Genomic DNA, 22554 nt, shown 5'->3' on the forward strand with positions numbered 1-22554 from the left:
GAACGAGAACGGCACGTTCCGCCGCTCGATCCGGTCGGTCATCGTTCGCCGAATGGTCTCGCGCTGCTCGAGGCGCTCTTCGGATGGCGCATTTGCATGCACGTTCTCGAACAGCCGCTCGCCCTTCTCGCTCGCAATGTTCGCGATCCAGCCATCATCGAGCGGTGTCAGGTTGACGTCGAATCCCTCCGCACCGAACGGCGCGCCGCCGACGAGCGTGCAGAAACAGGATGAGGCGCAGTCCACGCAGTCGCACGAGACGATCGTCGTCGACTCGCGCCGCGCCCGGTATCGCTCATCGACGAATGCCCCTTCGAGGAACACCTGATCGAGATAGCGCAGCGCGCGCAGCTCGCAGCCGCGCTTTGAGGCGGCGACGAGTCGCTGCTCGAGCGCCTTGATGCCGATGACCTGGTCCGGCGTCATGCCGAGCCGGCCCGTGCCGCACTGGCCGCCTATTGTGCCGGTGATACCGAGGCGCTCGAGGCAGCGCTCGCCCAGCTTCCTTTCCGCTCGCCTTATCGCACCTGGGCCTTGTTGTTGAAGGCCCTCACTCGGGCTGAGCACGAGCCCGAGGCGGCTCGCGAGATGCTCCAGCGGATCGATGACGACTCCGCCTTCGCCTCGCTGCGGCATGCAGCCGAGACGGCACTGCTCGACGATGCGCAGCTCATTGTCGCCCTCAAGCAGGTCGGGCCGCGCCAGGCCGAGCTGGTCTCGCAACTGCGGGGCTGGTCGTCACAGCAGCTCGAGCTGGCTCAGAGTCTAGCCGCGCTTGAGACCGGCGGGCCTGCAACCGAGGCGGCGAATCACCAAGCGTTGCAGCGGCTGCTACAACGCCATCGTGATCTGCTCGGCGCGGATTGGGTGCAACAGGCCTGGCTGCGTTTGTTACCGCCCATCAAAGAGCCTTGGGGCCGGCGGCCAAAGGGCTGGAATGCGCTGAGCAAGTCAGAGAAAGCCCAGGTCGAGGCCTGGAATGCCGAGGCGCAGCACAACGATTACGGTTGGAACCTGCCCGAGGTGTGGGAGCGCTTTGCCATGGCGCTGGCCGATGAATGGAAAACCGGGGTCGATCAAGAGCGCTCCCTGGCGATCGCCTTGGCACTGCGGCGCTTCGATACACAGTTCAAGGTGCTAGAGACCGAGCATCCCGACGATGATCTCGGTTCGCCTGAGATGACCGCTGTCGAGCAGCTCGAGCAGAGTCTCGAGTGGGACCCGGACCACCGCGAGACCTATCTGCGCCTGATTCGTTGGTACCGGCACGCGGATCGGCTCAAAGAGGCTCGGCGGATTGTCAGCGCAGCCCAGGCACGCTGGCCACAGGATATGGCCGTGCTGGAAGCGGCGATGCAAACAGCGCTCGCCAACAATGCCTTCAAGAAGGCCGCTGGTCTCGCGCAGAAGATGCTGAAGGTCGATCCGATCAATAGCGGCGTGCGCCAGCAGTTGGTTAGAGCGCATCTGCAACATGCCGCGAAACAGGTCCGCGGTCGCCGCGGCGATCTGGTGATCAAGGAGTTGAATGCCGCCCGGGAATGGGTTGCGCGCGGCTCTGGCCTCGACAGCTTGCGCGAGCGCTTGACCTGGCTCGATGGGGTCGCCCAGATGATCTACGTCGACCGCGATGTGGGGCGTGCGCGCCTGCGCGAGCAGCTCGACAGGTGGGGCGAGGGCATGGCTGGCCGTGTCGATCTGATGCTGGCCATCGAGCTGCTTGCGCTGCGTCAGGAGTATGTCGCGAATCTGCTCGAGCTGAAGCCAGGCAAGGTGCGAGATCGTGCTGATCTGCTAGTGATCCTCTCGCAGCTGCGCGACTTTCTCGACCAAAGCGAGCGGTACTCCCAGGGTCTGGTCGACCGGGTCACAGCGTTGCTGAAGGGCGCGCCCTGGAAGCAGCTCGAGCGCCCCGAGCTTGAGCAGGCCTGTGAGACCTTGCGCCGCTTGCGGTTCCAAGCCTCGCGCCAGGAGGCCGCGCGCGTGGCATTGAAACGCTGGCCACGCACACCGGTGTTCGAGTACCACCTCTACGACAGCAAATTTGCCGACCAAGGCCACCCGAGCCCCAAAGAGCTGGAACGGATGCAGCAGGCACTGAGGCGAGCAGAGGACGCCGGCGAGATGCGTGTCGCCAATCAGCTGCGGGAGCTGATCGATGAGTTCTTGCCATCCGGCGGCATGCCGATGCCTGGTTTCGGTCCGGATTGGGATGAAGGGCCTGGGGCCGAGATCTCGGCGGCGCTTAGCAGTGCGCTCGGGCTTGATAACCTGCTCGACGCGCTCCGGCGCAAGCCGCTGAAACAGGCGCTCCAAGAGACCAATATGCCCAAGGTCCTGCGCGACCATTTTCTTGATATGGCGCAAGAGGAGGGTGAAGATGTCGTGGTCGAGATCCTCGAAGAGATGGTGCTCGGCGCCTCGGCGAGCCGCGAGGATGAACCTTTGCCGCGCCCCAGCTCGGGACAGCGCAAGCGCAAGTCGAAGAAAAATCCGTTCAACCTTGATCTGTTCTAATGCCTGATCCCTTTCTGATCCTCGGCATTGAGCCCGATGCCGACGATGCTGCTGTTGAAGCGGCCTATCGCAATGCCATCAAGCGCAACCCCCCGGATCGTGCTCCCGCCGTCTTTCAGGCCGTTCGCGAGGCCTACGAGCGGCTACGCACCCAGCGCGACCGGATCGCCTATCGGCTGTTTGAGACCGAGCCGCCGCAGCCAGTCGATCTGTTGCGTCGGGCTGAGGCGAGGCGCCGCGCTGATCAGTCGACGGCCAACACGGAGGCTGGGCAAGATGCTGTCGAGTTCAGCCGAAGGCCCGATGCGGAGCTGATCAAGGCCCTGCTGCGAGGAGAGCACTAAGTGGATCGCGCGACCAAGGAGGCGCTCGTTGAGCGTTTTCGCGCCTATTTGGATCAGCCACCAGCGGTGACGCAGGCGGGTGCAAAGCTGTCCAGCGATGCGCCTGATGCGTCGGTCGCACTGGATGCACCGGATGCACCGGAGGCGATCAATGCGCCTTCGGATGCCCCTGACCTGTTTAGCCTGCTCGCCGAGCTGGCGGCGTTGAAGAACGAGGTCAAGCTCGAATCACGCCAGGTCAAGACCGCGCTCGATGAGTTTCGGGGCCTATTCGAGGCCTTGCAAGCGGCTGGTACCCGGCTTGAGCAAGAGCAGCAGCGTCGGCGCGAGCAGGAGCGCGCGGCGCGCACACGCGAGCAAAAGGAGCTGCTGCTGGAGCTCTTGGAACTGCGCGACCGGCTCCAAGCTGGCCAGGCAAGTGCGGCGGGCTATCGGCCTAAGGGGCTGTTTGGCCGGCGTCGAGCGCGGGAATTCGCGGCGGCGATGGCTGAGGGGCTGGCCATGAATCTGCGTCGGCTCGATGAGACCCTGGCCCGTCGCGGCGTGCGGCCGTTGCCCGCCCTCGGCAAGGTCTTCGACCCGCATCGGATGCATGCCGCCGAGCTCGCCTTTGATCCACAGATCCCTGTCGGTCAGGTGATCGCCGAGCGCCGCCCTGGTTTCCTGCTCGAGGGCGAGCTGTTGCGCATCGCCGAGGTGGTCGTCAACCGTCCCGAGAGTGCCGAGTCTGCCGCAGCTGCTGGGTCTGACGAGCTTGCCGAATCAGCCGCACCTGCCGAAAAACCGATTATCTAGACATCGACCGAGCCTTATCTCATGAGCGACATCATCATCGGCATTGACCTTGGCACCACCAACTCGGAGGTCGCCGTGCTGCGCGACGGCCGCCCGGAGGTGCTCGAGGTCGACGGCTCCCGCATCCTGCCCTCGATCGTCGGCCTTGCCGATGATGGCTCGCTGTTGGTCGGCCAAGCCGCGCGCAATCAATATGCCCTCTATCCAGAGCGCACCATCCGCTCGGTGAAGCGGCGCATGGGCGAGGATGTGCGGCTGCCGATGGGCGATCAATCCTACAGCCCGCAGGAGATCTCGGCGCTGATCCTGAAACGGCTCAAGCGCGCGGCCGAGGCGCATCTGGGCGAAGAGGTGGAGAAGGCGGTGATCACGGTGCCGGCCTACTTCTCCGATGCTCAACGTCAGGCCACTCGCAATGCCGGCGAGCTTGCCGAGCTTGAGGTGGTGCGCATCATCAACGAGCCCACCGCCGCCGCGCTGGCCTATGAGGTCAACGCCGTGGAGCCGCGCACCATTCTGGTCTACGACCTTGGAGGTGGCACCTTCGATTGCTCGGTGGTGCGCGCCGGTGGCGAGATTACCGAGGTGCTGGCCAGCCACGGCAACACTCATCTAGGTGGCGATGATTTTGATGCCAAGCTCATCGAGCATGTGGTTGCGCATCTGCAGGAGCAGCACAACTGTGATCCGCGCGAGAATGCGGCCGCGATGGCGCGGATCAGCCGCGCCTGCGAGGGCGCCAAGATCGCGCTGAGCGATGCCCCCTATGCGCGCATCGACGAAGAATATCTGCTCCCAGATCGCAATCCGCCGGTCAACCTGTCGATGGAGATCAGTCGTCTCGACTACGAGGCGATGATCGAGGGCTACATCGACGAGACCCTGGATGCCGTGCACACGGCGCTGAAGGGGGCCGAGCTGACCGTGACCGATATCGACGAGGTGGTGCTGGTCGGCGGTGCCACCCGCACCCCGGTGATCCAGCAGCGGTTGGAAGAGATGCTCGGCATGCAGCCGCGCGCCGAGATCGATCCCGACCTCTGCGTGGCGGCTGGGGCCGCGGTCCAGGCCGGGGTGATGGCGGGACAGTCGACGAGCACGGTGTTGGTGGATGTGACGCCCTACACCTTCGGCACCAGCGCCCTCAGCGAGATGAACGGCATGCCCTATCCGCACTGTTTCGTGCCGCTGATCCGCAAGAATACACCGATCCCGGCCAGTAAGACCGAGGCCTTCCAGACCATGTTCGACGGTCAGGAGGCGGTCGACGTGCGCATCTAGCAGGGCGAGGACCCTGATGCGCTGAATAACACCGAGATCGGCTCGTTCCGGATTGAGGGGCTAAGCGATGTGCCGGCCGGCAACGTCATTCTGATGCGCTGCGAGCTGGATCTGGACGGCATCCTCAAGGTGACCGCGATCGAGAAGCGCAGCGGGCTGGAGAAGCACATCGAGATCGATAATGCGACCGCCCGGTTTGAGGCGCAGGAGCTTGGCGCAGCTAGACAGCGTTTAGCGAGTCTTATCGAGGGTGACGCCGAGCCTCTCGACGAGGACAGCGCGGGTGTCGACAAGGAGCAGCACCGCGAGCAGGTGCAAGCCAAGGCCTTGCTCAACAAGGCCGAGGGGCTGCTTTCGAGTGCGAGCGCCGAGGATAAGGAGGATCTGATCGACCTGATCGAAGCCGTCCGCGATACCCTGGATGCCTCGGATAAGGAGGGCCTCAAGCGCTCAACCGACGCGCTTGCGGACCTGCTCTACTACCTCGAGACCTAAGCTGTGCGACGCCCCTGCAGTCGTACAAGTCTTCATGGAACGCTGTCCTAATTGTCGCGCTCGTCTTGGTGATGGCAAGACCTGCCGCCGCTGCGGCATGGAGCTTGGTCTGTTGCAGTCTACCGAGCAGGCTGCCGAGGAGTGGCTGCACCGTGCCATCGCGCATCTGATGCGCGATGAGCCCGAACTCGCAGAGCAAGCGTTGCATCGGACCTTGGGGCTGCGCCGTGATCCACTCGCGGAATCATTGCTCGGCCTGCTAAGCGCGAGTACCACGGTCGCGGCAAGCGCTGATCATGAGGCTGATGAGGAGGCGGAAGTCGATGATGTGGTACGCGCGGCTCGGGCCGAGCGCATCCCCGGCCGTCGTCTGCGCGCCTTATACAACCGGCTCTTTCACAGGCATTGAGCAGTCTTTGCGGCCATCGACGGGCGTTGCCGGTTTCAGTGCTTGCTGTGGGATGTGTTGATTGTCGAGCCTGACGGAGCGCGAGCGGGTCTCGTGCGGATGCTCGCTCGATCGGAACCAGGTGGTTTGCAGCACGAGGCGTGGCGCTTGAGAGGCTCGACGGGATTGGCGATGTCGCCGCGGCGCAAAGCTAGAGGCTCTCTTGCAGCTGTTGAGCGAGTGCGCTCGGCGTACCCGTAACCTCGACCTGGCCGGTGGCGAGCGCGGCCTCGATCATGGCCGGGAAGCCTGTGGTGGTCGGGTCGAGGGCGAGGATTCGCCCGCCGCGTGCCGCGACGCGTGCCGCGCCGTGGGAACAGTCGTGGCCGAGGCCGGATAGGATGACCAGGGTGACGCGCTCAGCATAGGTGTCCGCCACCGTGTCGAGCAGGGCATCCAGGGCTGGCACGGCATTCAGCGGGTGTGCATCGACCAGCACATAGCGACCCTGTTCAAGCCCGACATCAAAGCCGGCCGGACACAGATGCAGCTCGCCGGCCTTGGGATAGTCGCCGGTCTCGACCATGGTCAGTGGCTGGCGCGAGTGAAGCTGCAGCAAGGTTGCGAGCTGGCTGTCGCCGTTCGGTGGTAGGTGTAGTGCGACCAGGACCGCGGCGCGCTCGCCGAGGTCCAACGCATCGAGTAGCGCGAACAAGGGGTCGCTCGCCCCAGCCGAACCGCAGATCACCACGCAGGCCGGCGGCTGCTCGGGCACTGAGGGCGCTGGAGCCCGCTGCGGCTCCGCCAGGGCTTCCTCTGGCAACGATGCCGCTGGGGCCGCCGTGGGTGTTTGCAGTGAAGAGCTGGCCTTGAGTCTTTGAACGTCGCGGAGATAACGCGCCACCACCACGCTGTTGAGCAGTTCCTTGCGCAGATAATCGTAGGCACCGAGCAAGAACATCTCGCGGGCGACCTGTTCCGAGCCTGCACCGGTCAATGAGATCACGATTGGCGATTGCTGGCTCCAGTGCAGTCGGAGGATGCGCAGGATCTCAGCGCCGCTCAGGTCGGGCAGCCGATAGTCGAGAAAGACCAGATCCAGATGCTCCCGGCGCGCGACCTCGATGGCGGCTCGCCCGGTGGTTGCGGTGAGCACGCGCCAGCGGCCGACATTGGCCTTAACGATCAGCCGCTGCAGGTTCTCGAGGTCGAAGGGATCATCGTCCACGATCAGCAGGCTCAGCTCCGGCTGAGCTGGGGTCGCAACTGGCCACAGATGGGCGCCGAGCACTCGGATGCGCGCAACCGCTGCCGGTAGCTCAGCGCGATCGACCACCGCAAGCGGGCTGGCCGAGGCCCAGTGCTGATGCGCCGCCTCGATGTTGCTGGCGAGCAGGACCAGCGGCGTGCCGTTGAGCAGCCGAGCCTGTGCCAGGAGCTTTAGGTACTGGACACCCGCAGTCGCTCGCGATGGTGCGGACCCCGGTTCCCCTGAGTCGCCAAGGTCAACCACCAGCAAATGGCCGTTTGCACCGGGCTCTCGACGGCTCTTACGCAGCTGGCCGAAGGCGAGCTCAGGGACTTCTTCGCACTCCACCTGAAGCCCCGGTGCCTGGCGCTCGCACTCGCGGCGGAAGCGGCTACCGAGGGTCGCGTCATCGGTGATCAGTAGAATGCGGTAGCGCACCATAGCCATCGGGGTTCTCCATCTCTGACCCGGTCTAATCAGGCATTGTATGACGAGGCTATCTTGGCCAATGCAGCAGTACACGGGTGCCGCGCGGTTGCGCCGAGGTGAGCTCGACGTGGCCGCCTTGCGCCTCGAGCTCACGGCGCACCAGACTCAGCCCGAGCCCGCTGCCTTCGATACCAGGACGCTGGTCCAACACCTGAAACATCTCGAAGGCGCGCGCGCGGTCGGCTGGCGGGATGCCAGGTCCATCATCCTCAATGCTGAGCCAGGCGCCTTGAGCGTCGGTCCAGCCGCGCAGTTGGATGTGTCCCTCGGTGCGGTCATGGTGGACGATGGCGTTGCTGATCAGGTTCGCCAAGACCTGCTGCATCCCGACCCGGGAGGCCTGTATCTGAGGGAGGTCGTCATCGACATCGATCTGGAACCGCGGCGGGACGTCCAGCGTCGCGATGACGGTCTGCACCAATGCGCTCAAGTGCAGGGTTTCCCTCTGCGCATCACTCCGGCCGCTGCGGGCATAGTCGAGTAGATCGCGGAGCAGCCGCTCCATGTGCTGTACCCGTGAGCGCAACTGCTCCAGATGGCCGCGCGCGCTTGGCGAGAGTGCGGTCTCGTCCTCTTCGATCCAGCGTGTGATGTTGCCCACCGCGCGTAGCGGTGCGCGCAGATCGTGCGAGGCCGCTTGCACGAAGCGCTCAAGCTCCTCGTTGACTTCGGCCAGCTTGCGGTTGGTTTGGTCGATGGCGTTGGCCCGCTCGCTGCGCTGATCGGCGATCTGCACCGCCAGATCGACGACCCGCTCGCGCACCGCCAGCACCACGCGCTCATCGGCGTCGTCCCACTCGCGACAGTGCTCGCGACGCGCCTCCTTCCAGAGCGCGAACGAGGCGCGCGGATGCAGGCGACCGGTGGCGTCTTCGATCTTCGGCTCGCGCGGGTCGCCGGCCCAGCGGACCTCTTGCAGCTCTTGACCGCGCAGCCAGATCAGTCGGGTGTCCTTGCGGCCTGGCAACAGGGTGCCGATCAGTCCGCCGACGCCTTCGGTATCGCACCCGGGCAGCAGGGCGGCCAAGTGCTCGGTATCGAACAGCGCGGCGCCCGGCTGGCGCTGCTCGATGGCGGCGCAGGCATCGCGCAGCAGTGTTTCGGAGGGGACCTGACCGGCGCTATAGACTTGCTCCGGGGTGAGCACGGCGAAACCGCTGGCATCCACGGCCTCAGCCAGTCTCGTCGTCTCTTGCCCGAGTGCGTCACCAAGATGTCGGCCGGCGCTGATGGCAGTAACCAGCGAGTCGCCGATGCTTGCCATGGGCAGCATGCGGACGCTGATCTCGCGCTCGAGGCTGACGCTGAGCTGACGCGCCGCGATCAGGCTCAGTAGCTCGCAGGCCTGGCGGATCGGGAAGGGTACGGGACGCGAGCTGCGATGATGGCAGGCGATCAGGCCCCAAAGGCGACCTTCGCGTTGCAACGCCAGGGACATCGAGGCACCGACATCCATGTTGCGCAGATAGGCCTGATGGACCGGGGAGAGGCCCCGATACACGGCAGGCCCGAGATCCAGGCCGCTGGCGAGCGCGGGCGGCTCCAGGGGCACCGGCTCGGCGTCGCGATCGACGATCAGCCGCAGCGGGTTGCGCAGGAACAGCTCGCGCACCGGCCGCGGGATATCCGAGCTCGGGTAATGCAGACCAAGGAACGAGGGCACCTCGGCACTGGCGTCCTCGGCGACCACTTCGCCATGGCCGTCGCGGCCAAAGCGATAGGCCATGACGCGCTCGAAGCCGGTCAGGCTGCGAACCGCCTGCACCAGACGAGCGAGCAGTGTCTGCAGGTCGGCCGCCTTCTCGAGTGCCTCGGCGGCGGGGCGCAGCTGCTCCAGCAAGGCGTTCGGATCATCAGGGACGGCACCGGCTGGCTCCAGCTCGAGCAGCAACAGGCCAGCGTTGTTGCGATCGAGCAGCAGATGATAAGGCTGTTGCCCAAGACGAACGCTGATGGGCTCGAGCATCGCGGCGCTTAGCTGCGCGCTGATCGGTTGACTCACTTCCGTCGCGAAGCGGGGCCGGAACGGTCGCGGAAACCGGCCTGGGAGCTGTTTGAGCAGCGCGTCGAGCCCGATCTGCTCAAGAATGCGCTCCGGCTTCAGCAGGCCGTCGGGCTGTTTGCGCCGAACGGCATCCGGGTTGGCCGCTGGGTCTGCGTCTAGAGCCACACCTGAAGAGGCGGCAGGGTCAGCATCGGGCAGCAGTTGCGCGAGGTTGGCACTATGGCAAACCGGTCGCTGCTGCGCGTCAACGGCGATCAGTACCGCACTGGGTTGGATCGAGGCCGGCGCATGCACCGGCTCACGGTCGCAGGCATGGAGCTCAGTCGGCTGCAGCGAGGACATCATCGCGCTCTCTCGGGCCTCTGGTAACGACAAGGAGCCGCAGCCGGTCGACGTCGGTGCTGAGCACCTGCTTCGACAGACTGGCCAAACGACAGGATACGCGAAAGCTTGCAGGAGGTAAGGACCTGCGGCGGGTGGCGCCTAATCCAAGCGTTTCTTGAAGCGCAGTGAGGCGAGCAGCAGCCCAAGCACCATGAAGCCCAGCAGCCAAAGGGTATCCTCGGCGACCTGATCGAGGCTGGCGTCGCGCAGCATGACGGCGCGGATGGCGCGCATGAAGTGGGTCGCTGGCAGCACCTCGGCGATGTACTGGGCCGGGACCGGCATGCCCTCATACGGGAACATGAAACCCGAGAGCAGGATCGACGGCAGCAGGATGAACACGGTCATCTGCATCGCCTGGAGTTGATTGCTGGCGATGGTCGAGAGCACCAGTCCGAGCGCGAGGCTGGCGCCGATGAAGGCGAGCGTGGCGACCGCTAGAGCGAGGAGAGAGCCATGGAGCGGTACGCCGAAGATGAGATGGCCGAGCAGCAAGATGATCGAAGTCTGCACCAGACCGATGACGATGTAGGGCAGGATCTTGCCCAGCATCAGCTCAAGCGGTCGCACTGGGGTGTTGATCAGCATCTCCATGTTGCCGCGCTCGCTTTCGCGCACGATAGCCGCCGAGGTGAACATCACCATGGTCATGGTCAGGATCACCGCGACCAAGCCGGGCACGATGTTGATCGCGGTGCGCTGCTCCGGGTTGAAGAAGAGCGCGACGGCGAAGGTGGGCGTGCTGCGGTTGGCGGGCCGTCGCAACAGCTCGGTCAGCGGCATCGCGCGCAGACCCTTGATGGCGCCGGCGATCATGGTGTCGGAGCCGTCGACGATCCATTGCGCGACCGGTCGGCTGGTCTGCTCATCGCTGGAGGGCGGGGTCTGTAGCCCGGCGCCGACGCTGGCGCTGCGGGCCACGCGCTGGCTGAGATCGGGCGGGATGATGAAGGCGGCGCGCACCCGGCCCTCGACGATGGCGTCCTGCGCCAACGAGATATCGACATAGCGCTCGGTGAAGGTGACGACCTGGGTCGCCTCGACCGCCTGCGTCAGCACCCGGCTGAGGCCACTGTTGGCCTGATCGACCAGTGCCGCCGGGATATCACGCACATTGGTGTTGATCGCGTAGCCGAACAGCACCAGCTGCACGAGCGGGATCATGATGACCATGCCGAGCGTCGCGCGATCGCGCCTTAGCTGGATCAGCTCCTTGGACAGGATCGCGAGGATGCGCCGGGCCGATTGCAGCAAGCCATTCATCGGTGGCTGCGCCCAGAGTGATCTTCAGTGCGAGCCCCAGAGCGGTTTGCCGCGTGTATGCTGGCGCGATCGGTGGCGCATGCGTCCTCGAGATCGGCGCCTTCTTGACCCTCTTCTTGGGCTCCTTCATGGGCTCGGAGGCTCGCCCCGAGCTTGGCCCCAGCTTGCGCGCCAGGGCTCTCATGGTCAGCGTCGGTGGCGCCACTCGCTTGGGGCTGCTCTCGGCTTGTGCCTGGCCTTGCGTGCTGACCCGTGCTGCTGACGAATACGTCTTCCAAACTTGGCCGCACCAGCTCCAGCCCGGTGGGGGCGGGTCGCAGCGACTGCGCCTTCAGCCAGGCGATTGGGTCATCGACGCGAACCTGCACCAACACTCGCAATCGGCTGCCAAGCTGTGCCGCTGAGATCACCTCCGGCAATGCCGTGAGCTGCTGCTTGAGCGCACGCAGATCGGGCGCCTCGACCTCAACCACATGAGCCCCTATCGCCGCCATCAGCTCAGTCGGCGAGCCATCGGCGCGCTTGTGACCGGACTCCATGATCGCGAGACGATGGCAGCGCTCGGCCTCATCCATGTAGTGGGTCGAGACCAGGATGCTGGCGCCGGCATCGATGAGGTCGAACAGCCGCTCCCAGAAATCGCGGCGGTTCTCGGGGTCGACCGCCGAGGTCGGCTCATCCAAGAACAAGAGCGTCGGCGCGTGGATGGTTGCTGCGGCTAGGGCCAGGCGTTGACGCTGCCCACCGCTCATGCGTCCGGCGCGTCGGTTGCGCATCGGCTCCAGCGCATAGGTCGAGAGCAGCTCGCTGATCCGCTGGCGCGCAATGCGATGACTGAGGCCGTAGATCTCGGCGACGAAGCGGAGGTTCTCGGCGACGGTGAGGTCGTCGTAGAGCGAGAACTTCTGGGTCATGTAGCCGATCCGACGCTTGAGGCGTTCGGCATCGCACGGCAGTTGATGGCCGAGCACCGTGACGGTGCCGGCGGAGGGCGTCAGCAGTCCGGTCAACATGCGCACCGTGGTCGTCTTGCCGCAGCCGTTGGGGCCGAGAAAGCCATAGATGGTTTGTGGCTCGACGGTGAGATCCAGGGCATCGACGGCGGTTAGCATGCCGAAGCGGCGGGTGAGGCCGCGCGCCTCGATCACGGGCTCGGTCACGGTAGCTCGACCTGTGCCGGCACGCCATTTGGTAGCTTGGCAGCGCTGTCTGGAAGCTCGACCTCAGCCAGGTACATCAGCCGTGCGCGATCGCTGGCATTGAGCGCGTAGTAGGGTGTGAAGGCTGGGTCGGAGCTGATCCAGCGTACGCTGCCCTCGAAGGTCTGCTCGAGTCCATCGACCCGCACCTTGAGCGAATCGCCCTTGTTGATCTTGACCCGATAGGGCTCCGGCACATAGACCCTGGCGTAGGGCGCCTTGCCGGCGAGCAGCACCGCGACGGGGCTGCCGATGGTGACCCGCTCGCCGAGGTTCCAAGGCAGGCTGTCGAGCACCCCATCGCGGGTGGCGACGACGGTCAGCTCGGCCAGTAACGCCTGTTTGTACTCAAGCTCAGCCCGCGCCGCATTCAGCTCCGCCTCGGCTTGACTGATCTCCTCTGGGCGCGTGCCGGCCAGCAGTGCATCGAGCTTCTCCTTCGCCTCATCGAGCCGAGCGCTGGCGGCATCACGCAGTGCCTTGGTCCGATCGACCTCGGCCTGACTGACGGCCTTGCGACCGAGTAGCTCGGCGTTACGTTCATAGGTGATCTCGGCCTCGCGCAGATCCGCCTCGGCGCCCGCGACCTGCGCCCGGGCTGCCGCGATGTCTTGGTCACGCGGGCCATTGCGCAACTGCTGCAGATGCGCCTCGGCCTGCGCCACCTGAGCCTTGGCGCGCTCGACCTCGGCACGTTGCTGGCGATCATCGAGCTGAGCGAGCAAGGTGCCCTTGGTGACCGGGGAGCCCTCGGCGACGGGCAGCCCGAGGATGATCTCAGCGGCGGTGGCGGTGAGGGCAACACGATCGCGTTCCAGGGTTCCGAGCGCGAGCGGCTCTTCATCGCTAAAGCAGCCGCTGATGATCGCCGTAACAATGATCGAGAGATAAAGTCTGAACCCGAGCATGGATGAAGCCCTCACGAGCGCGCAGGTGCAGTCCTTGGGACAGATGTCGGGTCAGACCGCGGAGCAGATTGCAGGCTGCAAGCACTTGCTTGCAGTCAGCTAGACATGAGTTTAATCCCTTTTTGACAACCAGCTCGCTTGCAGCGGATGCCATTCGTCATCGCGCCGCGGTGGCAGTAGGTCGCGGCGCAGCGTTCTGAGGTCAGGTAGCTTGCCGCTGGCGCTGGTGCCGAGCGCAAAGGGGTCCTCGGTCTCGAGCAGGTCGCCCATCTCGGCCTCGATGGCGTCTGGGTCTTCGCCGGCCTCCATCCGCCGCATTGCCTCGGCCATGCCGTCGCCTAGTTTTAGACCGGTGGCGTCGAACAGCCGTCGCATCATGCGAGCGGCCTGCTTGGGGTCGTCTTCGTCAATGCCCTCGAGCTCGCCTTCCATCGACGCGAGTGCGCGCATCATCTTCTCCTCGTCCATGCCGGGCGGCAATGCATCGTCTTGCTGATCGTTCTGCTCGCCGCGCCCTTTGGAGATGGCAAACGGTGAGGCTTGGCGCTCGAGCTGTGGGCGTCGACAGTCTGGGCAGGCCGGCACTGTGGCGGTGTCGACCTTGCGGGAGAAGAAGTTATAGATCGCGTGGCAGTTGGGGCAATAGAACTCGTAGACGGGCATGGTCGGATCACCCTGCTTGGGATGAAATGCTCAAGGTTTAGGCGGCTGGGCGGCGGCCGTCCGGTGCTGCGAAACGGATCAGTCGCATCGGAACGCTCCCGAGGGTGTAGAAGCCAAGCCCCGAATGATCGAGGACCCTAGCGGTCGGTAGAATAGCCGTCAACGCCTAGAAACCGCTGAGCCAACATGATGCTGGATTGGAACGCCATCGATACCGTCTTCCTCGATATGGACGGCACGCTGCTGGACCTGCGCTTTGACAACCACTTCTGGCTCGAGCATGTCCCACTGCGCTATGCCGAGTCGAGAGGGATCTCGCTGACGGCTTCTAAGGACGACCTCTATGGACGCTATCAGGCGCTGCTGGGCTCGCTGCAGTGGTACTGCGTCGATCACTGGACGCAGGAGCTTGCACTCGACATCGCGATGCTCAAGGCGGAGGTCGATCACTTGATCGCGATTCACCCGCATGTGCTGAGCTTCCTCGAAGCCCTGGCCGATGCTGGCAAGCGTCGCGTCCTGGTGACCAACGCGCATCAGAAGTCGATCGAGCTGAAGATGCGCAAGACCCGTCTCGATGGCCATCTGGAGCACATCGTCTGTTCTCATGACCTAGGTGCTGCGAAGGAGTCGCCCGAGTTCTGGCCGCGGGTGCAAGAGGTCGAGCCCTTCGATCCGCAGCGGACCCTGTTCGTCGACGACAGTCTGCCCGTGCTGCGGGCTGCTCGTGCGTATGGCTTCCGCTGGCTGCTGGCGATCCTGGCCCCGGATTCCGCGCAGCCGGCGCGCACCTGCGACGAGTTTGATGCGATCGCGGATTTTTCCGCGCTATTGCCGGCTCTGGAAGCCATAGCGGCACCGCTGCCGGGCGCTCAAGAACGGCACGACCACCGCTCTGCCTAAGCGTGTGCATTGGCACCAAGGCGATGTTAGTGAAAGCTCACACTGCCTTGCTGCTCTTTTTGATCGCGTGCGTTAGCAGCAGGTCGATCGCTCTCGCTCAGCAGGAACACCAGGGCATCCATGACATGGTTGGCGACGGCCGAGGGCGGATCGAGATAGAGCGCGTTCCAGGCCTGGGCGCGGTGCTGGTCGTAGTCTGGCGCCTGGCCAGGATGGCGCTGCTCCCAGGCCAGGCGCACGGCGTGGCCGATCACGACGTCGACATAGAGGGTGTCGTCGATGCGCAGCTCGGGATTCTTACTCATCACGATCATCAAGACCTCCAACGTCTCCTTGTAGAGCTGTAGGCTATCCGGTGCCGGGGTCTTGTTGAGGATGTGGATGACGCGGTCCTTGAAGAGTTTCTCGCCACGGGTCATGTCGGCGCATAGGCTGTGATCCAGCCGCAGCTTGGGGTTCCACTGATCGCCGATGACCAGGCCGAGGCTCTGGTTGACGATATCCCAGACCCCTGCGAAAAAGCCGTCGCTGAAGCGCCCGAGGTTGCCCTGCGTGATGCGCCAGTCGTGCCAATTCGCGGCGTCGCCGAGGTCCGGGTCCAGGCTGGCGTCGAAGCTCACACGGATCATGCCGCTGGAATCCGACGACACCTGCATGAGCTCCCGTTGCAGAAGGGTATCGGTCGCGTCCTGGTAATGCTCGAGCACGTCCCGAATCCCCTTGGCGAAGCGGTGTGGCGGCAGATCGAGCAGCTCATCGAGTGCGTCGTTGATCGACACGCGCGCCTCCGGTCGCTGGCGCACCGCGACCAATTGCAGCAGGCGGCCCGTGCGGATCAGCGTCATATCGCTGAACAGCTCCCGATGCGAGCGCAGGAGCAGGCCAAGGTTCAGAATCAGCTCCTGGGTCAGGATCTGGGCACGAAGGTCATCGGGGTTGAACTGGCGAATGGCCTGCAGCAGCTCGGCCGCACCCATAGGCCGGCGAAACGTCGAGTGACGGCTGTAGGAGCGGGACACACTCAGCGCAAAATGGTGCACGACGATCTCGGTGGCGGCGCCCTCCAGGTTGATGTCGTGCTTGCCGAGCACCGCGGCGCTGAGCCGGATCAGGTTCCAGCGGCGCGCCTTGCAGGCTCGCATGTAGACCTCTTCGAGCAGGTCACCGATGCGCGCAGGTCTGTCGCCCTCGGCACCGAGTCCGGTATCGAGCTCGAGGCCATGTCGTGACGCCAGGACACGCAAGACGTCGAACTGGGTGCGGAGCGTCGCTGGGGTGCGCAGCCGTTCGAACAGCGCCTGATCTTCAAGGGAATCGATGGTGTCTGATTGGTCTTCGGGGACGGCATTGCCGCCGTCACTCTGCTCTGGGGCGACTGGGAGCAGTCCGGAGCAGGGGCGGTCGTCCTGCGCTTGCGCGTCCTCGGGAAATTGATAGCCGTGGAGGATGTCGATGCGCTCGCGTGCGGCCGTGGGCAGAAATCCCGCCACGCGGCCGAGCTGCACCGGTGTTCCACCGACCTCACCCTCTCGGCAGGCGTTCATGAAGTCGAGCAAGGCGACGTGACCGTCGTCCGTCAGCATGCGCTCACTGACGACCAAGATGACCAGCGGCCGCCCCGGACGGTCCCACTGCTTGCTGACGTAGGTCAGGCTCATCTTCAGCCGCTCGACCAGCATGGCGTTGTCGAGGGCTAGATAGAAGTCGTGACGATTCATGAAATGCGGCTGGAACAGCATCGGTCGTCCCTCGATGGTGTAGACGACGCTGGTCGCCAGTCCGCGCAGGTGACGCAGGGGCCGACCGCTCAGTCCGAGGCGCGGGTTGCGGCCGAGCTGGCAGTAGGCCTCGGCCAGGGAGGCCGCCTCATGGATGACGACCGGCGCGACCTCGCGGCGGGTCTCCGCCTTGATGCCCTTGCTCTCCAGCTCGAGCTTCACGCTCGACGACTCGGCCAGCAGGGCAAACTGCACCCGACGTCCGCGCTGCCGGCCGATCCGCAGGTGCCGGCCGAGGGGATCGATGTCAGCGACATCGAGCAGACCATCTTGGATCAGGGCGCCCAGGAGGTAGAGTCCCTGCGCCCAGACGAGTGGCACGTTGTCATTGGGCTCCCGCGCTTGACTGCCTGGGGCCTCTCGCTCTGCGTCGATCCGGTCCGCGGGCACGCGATAGAGCTCCGGTAGCAGCAGGTCCCCGTCCTGCTCCACCAACAGGCCCTGCAACTTGTCCCGGTATGCCCTGGCCTTTGACGCATCGCCACGGAACAGGTGATGGAGCAGCAGATAGGTAAAGAACAGCGGCCATTCGCACTCGATGTGCTCGAATTGCAACAGCTCCTCGGGCTCGTAGTGCAGCCGCTCGGGGTCCTCGATCGCCGTCTGGTGGCCATCGCGCAGAAACCGCTTGCAGCCGTAGCGGCCTTCCAGCTTGCCGACGACCTCATCGACCGTGGTGTCGACAAGCTGCCTGTCCTCCACCGCAAAGGCCGGAAACCCGACGACGCTGAGGGTTGCCGCGTCGACCTCTTTCGACAGGGATTCGCTCGGCAGGCTGGATTCGAGGGTAATGCGGGCGCGGGCCACATCATCGGGCGCAACGTGCACGACGGACGCCTGACCTCCACCCGGGCCGAACAGGTTGAAGCCGTTCATGGCCTCCAGCGCCGCCTTGGCCATGCCGACCGAGCTGCTATTGATCTCAGCGACCCCGTGGTTGGCCTTGTTGCCGCGCTCCCAGATGCCGTAGTCCGGCGTGCGGTAGGCGCGGCCGATGTAATGCACCAGGTTCTGGACGAAGTTGACCTCGTCGATGGTGAAGATGATGCGCAGACCCGAGGCGGTCATCTGCGCCAGCATGAGCAGGAACAGCGAGGTCGCGTCGATCTGCAGGTGTCCCCATTGGTCGTCCCCAACCACGGGGTCACCGGTGCCGGTGTCGTACTTGGCATGTAGGGCGTCGAGCGGGTCGAGCGTCTGCTTGAAACGCTCCACCTTGTCCGACTGGCGCATCATCGCGATCAGCAGCCCGCGCATCAGCTTGACTACGCTCTGTTCCAACAGCAGGGTGCGGCCGTCGCTCTCATCGAGCCGACGATAGGCCAGGCCCAGCCCCCACGCCGCCAGGATGCTGTAGACGTTGTCGCGGACCCAGGCGTCGGTATAGTCGCCGTGTGCCGTGATCGCCGTACTGGCCGGCAGGAGCCCGGTAATGGGATGTTGGCGTGACAGGATGATCCGGGTCACCTGCCGGTAGTAGCGCTCCAGCGGGCTCAGGGAGGCCCCAGATGATGGTCGAGTGGATGTTTGCTGCATGCTGCTTGCTGAGCTCGTGGAGGCTATGTTTCAACCCGTGCAGCCTGACCGGCGCGGTCAGTGGCTATCCCGGGCAACGATTTGGTTGAGCCTGGCATCTTTAGGTAGCGGATGACTATCTGCATCCGCTGTCGAGGGAACTATAGCCGTTCCACCTGATTGGCGGACAACACGCGCGAAAGACATCAGGATTGCCCGGCTCAGCCTGTTCAGAGGTCAGGGCGAATGGCGATTGCTGTCGGGGCTATAAAGGCAAAACTTAGATTGGGGTTGTTCGGGATATCCTGAAGTCCTTGCTGCCTTGCGGTTCGGCTGCCGCTGTGCTGAACGGCGTCGCGCGCTCGGGAGGGTGCCAATGCGCGGCGCGCTGTCATTGCTGATCGCCGCGCCCATCTATCGGGAATAACCCAGTCCGTCGAGAGACTTGATAGGCCCGAGCAACCCCACACTTGAGCCTTTGAGCCTTTGAAGGTCGTCGCATGCGAGCACTTCACCGCTGACGGTAGAGCACGGGTCGCGATGGACGTTTCCATGTTACGAATGCTCGACCAAACGCTGTTCCTACTGCACGCGGCGTTGGTGCTGTTTAACCTGACTGGGTGGATCTGGCAACGCACCCGGCGCCTGCACCTGATCGTGATTGGACTCACATTCGGCTCTTGGGTCGGGCTCGGCGCCTGGTACGGCTGGGGCTACTGCCCGATGACCGACTGGCATTGGCAGGTCAAGACCGCTCTGGGCGAGACCGCTTTGCCGGCGTCATACGTCAAGTATTACGCAGACGCGCTGACGGGGAAGGCATGGAATCCGGCGCTCGTCGACGCCTGGGTCGTCGGCTTGGCGTTGACGGCGCTGGTGTTGTCAGTCGTGCTCAACTGGCGTGATTGGAAGCGGCGGCGAGATCGGGGCTGCGAGAAGGCGACAGACTATGCCGATCGCGACGGCGTAGGCTGAGAGCCGATTGAAGACCGACCCACACGCGCTCAGACCAGCCTGCTCAATATAACCAGCGCATCTGATCTCCACGGCGAGGCGCCAACCGCATCGATGCACGGGTTGCTTCTACGCCATGCAGGCCCAACTCGCTTTCGCATGATCAAGCACAGTTTATCGGCCTTGCGCCATCTGCTTCCGGGGCGCCTGGGCAAGCCGCGCCAACCGCCCGCGACCGTGGCAGAGGTCGATCTCAACCGGCTGCTGGGGACCTGGTTCGAAGTGGCAAGATTGCCGAATCTCGAGGCGGACGGCCCAGGGCAGCACAGCGTTAATGTCACTGCGACCTCTTCCAAGCGCCCCGACGGCCTCATCACCGTCCAAACCGTCGCTCACAACGCAAAGGCGGGGATGCGGCGCAACGAGGTCAACGGTATCGTCCACCCGGCCGACCCGAGCGGCTCCAAGCTGATCTTGAGATTCTTCAAGCTGATTCGAGGCGACCTCTGGGTGATCGGCTTGGACCCTGATTATCGATGGGCGCTGATGGGCACGCCGAGCCGCCGGCGGCTTTGGCTCATCGCCCGTACCCCGCACGTCGAGCCCAGCGACTATGACCAGGCCATGGCGATCGCCGGTGCGCAGGGCTACGATGCAGCGCGCGTCAGACCAACCCTGCAACAGGTCGCGGCATGAATGCAGGATGTGATGCTTCGCGTAGCCTTTTTCGCCGACACCCAGCGAATACTCAGTGATAGCTCGCGTCTGCTGACACCTTGCCGCGGAAGATCCAGTAGACGGTGGCGGTGTAGACCAGGATCACCGGAAGCACCACCAAACCGATGCCGTAGAAGAGAAAGCTGAGGCTAGCGCTGGGCGCTGCGGCCTCGGCAACGGTCAGATGGTAGGGGACGATCCAGGGCCAGAAGCTGCCAGCGAGCATCGCGAATGCAGTAAAGAATAGGGCTGAGGCCATCACCCAGGGCTGCCGATCCTGTCGCGCCTCAACACCGCGCAAGAGCCCCCAAGCGGCTGCGGTGGCGAGTAGCGGAAACAGGAAGAGCCAGGGTCTGGCAAGCCAGCGCTGGACAACCTCGAAGTCGCCAACCAAGGTTGCGATGAGCGCAAGGGCGACGAAGCCGATAACGCCCTTCATCAGCTGCGGCAGCCAGGAATAGGCCCAGTCGCGCAGATCCCCCTCGGTCTTTAGTACTAGCCAACCGGCACCCAGCAGGGTATAGCCGAGCACTAGCCCAACGCCACAGAGGATTGGGAAGGGAGCAATCCAGTCAAATGGGCCACCGGCGAAGCGGCCATCCTCGACCGAGATGCCAGCGACCATGGCGCCGATCGCTGCGCCTTGGACGAAGGCTGCGACGATGGAGCCAAGGATGAAGCCTAGATCCCAGAGCCAGCGGTGGCGCTGATCCTTGTAGCGGAACTCAAAGGCAACGCCGCGCAAGATCAGGGCCACCAGCAGCAGTGCAACCGGTAGGTAGAAGGCCGAGAGCAAGATCGAATAGACCACCGGAAAGGCGCCGTACAGGACCGTGCCAACGATGATCAGCCAGGTCTCGTTGCCGTCCCAGACCGGAGCGATCGAGCCCATCATCTGCTGGCGATGGGCCTCGTTGCGGTTCAGCGCGAAGAGGATGCCGATGCCGAGATCGAAGCCGTCAAGCAGCACATAGACCAGGATCGAGAAGGCGAGCACGGCGGCCCAGAACAGCGGCAGTGAGAAGGGGAGCTGCTCGATCACGCGGCACCTCCGTCGGTGTTGGGGTTAAGGCCAACTGCTGCGGTGGAGGCGCCTGCACGCAGTGTCGGCTGAGCCATCTGCCAATGGGCGAGAGGCCTTGGGCCATCAACGGCCAGTGGCCGACCAGGGGTGAGGTGTTTGCGCGCCGCCTGCCGAGCGGCAGCTGCGGAGCTACGCTCAGGAGACTCCGAATCAGGATCAGGCCCATCGTCCAGCGGTCCCTCGCGCAGGAGCCGATAAAGGTACAGGGTACCGGCCGAGAAGATGAGCGCGTAGACCAGGAAGTAGGCGGTGAGTGAGGTCAGTGCGGCGCTGCTCGAGAGGCTCGGCGTGATGGCGTCGGCGGTCCGCAGGGCGCCGAAGATCACCCAGGGCTGACGGCCGACCTCGGCGGTGAGCCAGCCGGTGAGCACGGCGATGAAGCCGCTCGGCCAGGCGAAGAAGGTGGCCCAAAGGAACCAGCGCGGTCTCGGACTTGGCCCACGGAGTCGACCCCTCAGCATCAACCAGAGGCCACCCCAGGACAAGACCAGCATGAGCAGGCCAAGACCAACCATGACCCGGAAGGCGTAGAAGGGGATCAGGAATGGTGGCCGCTCATCGGCCGGCACGGTGACGATGCCGGGCTCTTCAGCGCTGAAGTTGCCTTGATCAACAAAGCTGCCCAGGTACGGCAGCGCGATCTCGACGCGATTGCGCTCGTTGGCGATGTCCGGCCAGGCAAACAAGATCAGCCGAGCCGGCTGCTCGGTCTGCCAGCGACCCTCGATCGTCGTGAACTTGCTGGGCTGGTGCTCGGCCGTGTACTCGCCATTCAGATGGCCATACCCGATCTGCAGCGGCGTCAACACCGCGGCGATGCCCAATCCCATCGCCAGCATCACGCGTGCCTCGGCCTGATGCTGATCCCGCAACAGATACCAGGCCCCGGTTGCCGCGACGCAGAAGGCCGTGGTCAGGTAGGCACCGAGCAGCATGTGGGGAAAGCGCACCCAGAGCACGGGGTCGCGCAAGATCTCAGCCCAGTCACGCGGCTCGAAGATGCCATCGACCAGTTCATAGCCGACTGGCACCTGCATCCAGGTATTGTTGGCCATGATCCAGAACGCGGAGAAGGTCGTACCGAGCGCCACCATCAGGGTCGAGAGAAAGTAGGCCCAGCGTGGAACCTTGTCGCGACCGAACAACAGGACGCCGAAGAAGGTCGCCTCGAGCAAGAAGGCGGTGAAGGATTCATAGGCCAGCAGCGGCCCTTGAATCGGGCCGGCGCGGGCTGAGAGCTCGCTCCAGTTGGTGCCGAACTGAAAGGCCATCACCAGTCCAGACACAACGCCGAGACCGAAGGCAACTGCAAAGACCTTGAGCCAGAAGTCGAATAGCCGCTGGTAGACGGGTTTCGCGGTGACCAGCGAGAGCCCTTGCAGCGTCGTCAGCCAGGCTGCCAGGCCGATGGTGAAGGCCGGGAAGATGATGTGGAAGGAGACGGTGAAAGCGAACTGCAGCCGCGAGATCGAAACGGGATCGATATCCAACGTGGGCCTCTCTGCGGTAGGTTGGATGTGGATGGCGGTGGGAGTCCGCGCGCTGGGGCGAAGATGGCGTCAGGGCGCCGCCCCAGCAAGATCCTATGCCGGTGGTTGTCCCAGCCAGTGGTTGCCCCGGCTC

At 64.5% G+C, this 22554-nt stretch carries 16 protein-coding genes and 2 pseudogenes; 8 read left to right on the forward strand and 10 right to left on the reverse strand.

The window, feature by feature from the left end:
- Positions 1–426: pseudogene (locus tag ACY693_RS02350) on the reverse strand (hypothetical protein); the annotation flags it as partial.
- 114 nt (positions 427–540) lie between these two features.
- On the opposite strand from ACY693_RS02350, the gene ACY693_RS02355 reads away from it, so the two are divergent.
- The 5 genes and pseudogenes from ACY693_RS02355 to ACY693_RS02375 all read left to right on the forward strand — a co-directional run bounded on the left by ACY693_RS02355 (position 541) and on the right by ACY693_RS02375 (position 5841).
- Positions 541–2517, forward strand: a complete 1977-nt coding sequence (locus tag ACY693_RS02355) for a tetratricopeptide repeat protein (RefSeq protein ID WP_462320225.1) — start codon at positions 541–543, stop codon at positions 2515–2517.
- Complete coding sequence (locus ACY693_RS02360) at positions 2517–2861, forward strand: DnaJ domain-containing protein (protein WP_462320226.1); 345 nt, start codon at positions 2517–2519, stop codon at positions 2859–2861. The genes ACY693_RS02355 and ACY693_RS02360 overlap by 1 nt, the downstream gene beginning before the upstream one ends.
- Positions 2862–3656: a nucleotide exchange factor GrpE gene (locus tag ACY693_RS02365; protein ID WP_462320227.1), complete on the forward strand. Its 795-nt coding sequence runs from the start codon at positions 2862–2864 to the stop codon at positions 3654–3656. It begins immediately after the preceding gene.
- A gap of 21 nt (positions 3657–3677) precedes the next feature.
- Positions 3678–5432: pseudogene (locus tag ACY693_RS02370) on the forward strand (Hsp70 family protein).
- A gap of 112 nt (positions 5433–5544) precedes the next feature.
- Positions 5545–5841 carry a hypothetical protein gene (locus ACY693_RS02375; protein ID WP_462320228.1) on the forward strand — a complete coding sequence of 99 codons (297 nt, stop codon included), beginning with the start codon at positions 5545–5547 and terminating at the stop codon, positions 5839–5841.
- Positions 5842–6031: 190 nt separating this feature from the next.
- Here the strand turns inward: ACY693_RS02375 and ACY693_RS02380 are convergent, their stop codons facing one another.
- The 6 genes from ACY693_RS02380 to ACY693_RS02405 all read right to left on the reverse strand — a co-directional run bounded on the left by ACY693_RS02380 (position 6032) and on the right by ACY693_RS02405 (position 13980).
- Positions 6032–7516, reverse strand: coding sequence for a chemotaxis protein CheB (locus ACY693_RS02380; protein ID WP_462320229.1), 1485 nt, complete (start codon positions 7514–7516; stop codon positions 6032–6034).
- Between the two features lie 49 nt (positions 7517–7565).
- A complete protein-coding gene (locus ACY693_RS02385; RefSeq protein WP_462320230.1) occupies positions 7566–9905 on the reverse strand; it encodes an ATP-binding protein in 2340 nt (779 codons plus the stop codon).
- A gap of 141 nt (positions 9906–10046) precedes the next feature.
- Positions 10047–11210, reverse strand: a complete 1164-nt coding sequence (locus ACY693_RS02390) for an ABC transporter permease (protein ID WP_462320231.1) — start codon at positions 11208–11210, stop codon at positions 10047–10049.
- Positions 11207–12370, reverse strand: coding sequence for an ABC transporter ATP-binding protein (locus ACY693_RS02395; RefSeq protein ID WP_462320232.1), 1164 nt, complete (start codon positions 12368–12370; stop codon positions 11207–11209). Before ACY693_RS02395 ends, ACY693_RS02390 begins: the two co-directional genes overlap by 4 nt.
- A complete protein-coding gene (locus tag ACY693_RS02400) occupies positions 12367–13317 on the reverse strand; it encodes an HlyD family secretion protein (protein ID WP_462320233.1) in 951 nt (316 codons plus the stop codon). Before ACY693_RS02400 ends, ACY693_RS02395 begins: the two co-directional genes overlap by 4 nt.
- Before the next feature lie 111 nt (positions 13318–13428).
- Complete coding sequence (locus ACY693_RS02405; RefSeq protein WP_462320234.1) at positions 13429–13980, reverse strand: FmdB family zinc ribbon protein; 552 nt, start codon at positions 13978–13980, stop codon at positions 13429–13431.
- 189 nt (positions 13981–14169) lie between these two features.
- On the opposite strand from ACY693_RS02405, the gene yrfG reads away from it, so the two are divergent.
- Positions 14170–14883 carry a GMP/IMP nucleotidase gene (gene yrfG / locus ACY693_RS02410; RefSeq protein ID WP_462320235.1) on the forward strand — a complete coding sequence of 238 codons (714 nt, stop codon included), beginning with the start codon at positions 14170–14172 and terminating at the stop codon, positions 14881–14883.
- Positions 14884–14909: 26 nt separating this feature from the next.
- Here yrfG and ACY693_RS02415 read toward each other — a convergent pair whose 3' ends face one another.
- Positions 14910–18197, reverse strand: a complete 3288-nt coding sequence (locus tag ACY693_RS02415; protein ID WP_462320236.1) for a glycoside hydrolase family 15 protein — start codon at positions 18195–18197, stop codon at positions 14910–14912.
- Positions 18198–18716: 519 nt separating this feature from the next.
- On the opposite strand from ACY693_RS02415, the gene ACY693_RS02420 reads away from it, so the two are divergent.
- Entirely contained in the window at positions 18717–19151 is a 435-nt protein-coding gene (locus ACY693_RS02420; protein WP_462320237.1) for a DUF2784 domain-containing protein, read from the forward strand.
- Positions 19152–19313: 162 nt separating this feature from the next.
- Positions 19314–19826, forward strand: coding sequence for a lipocalin family protein (locus ACY693_RS02425; protein ID WP_462320238.1), 513 nt, complete (start codon positions 19314–19316; stop codon positions 19824–19826).
- Between the two features lie 52 nt (positions 19827–19878).
- On the opposite strand, the gene cydB is transcribed toward ACY693_RS02425, so the two are convergent.
- The gene (gene cydB, locus ACY693_RS02430) at positions 19879–20889 is read right to left on the reverse strand and encodes a cytochrome d ubiquinol oxidase subunit II (RefSeq protein WP_462320239.1); all 1011 of its coding nucleotides are present in this window, start codon (positions 20887–20889) and stop codon (positions 19879–19881) included.
- Positions 20886–22421 carry a cytochrome ubiquinol oxidase subunit I gene (locus ACY693_RS02435; RefSeq protein WP_462320240.1) on the reverse strand — a complete coding sequence of 512 codons (1536 nt, stop codon included), beginning with the start codon at positions 22419–22421 and terminating at the stop codon, positions 20886–20888. Before ACY693_RS02435 ends, cydB begins: the two co-directional genes overlap by 4 nt.
- Positions 22422–22554: the final 133 nt, after the last annotated feature.

Source organism: Halochromatium sp., assembly GCF_054919635.1.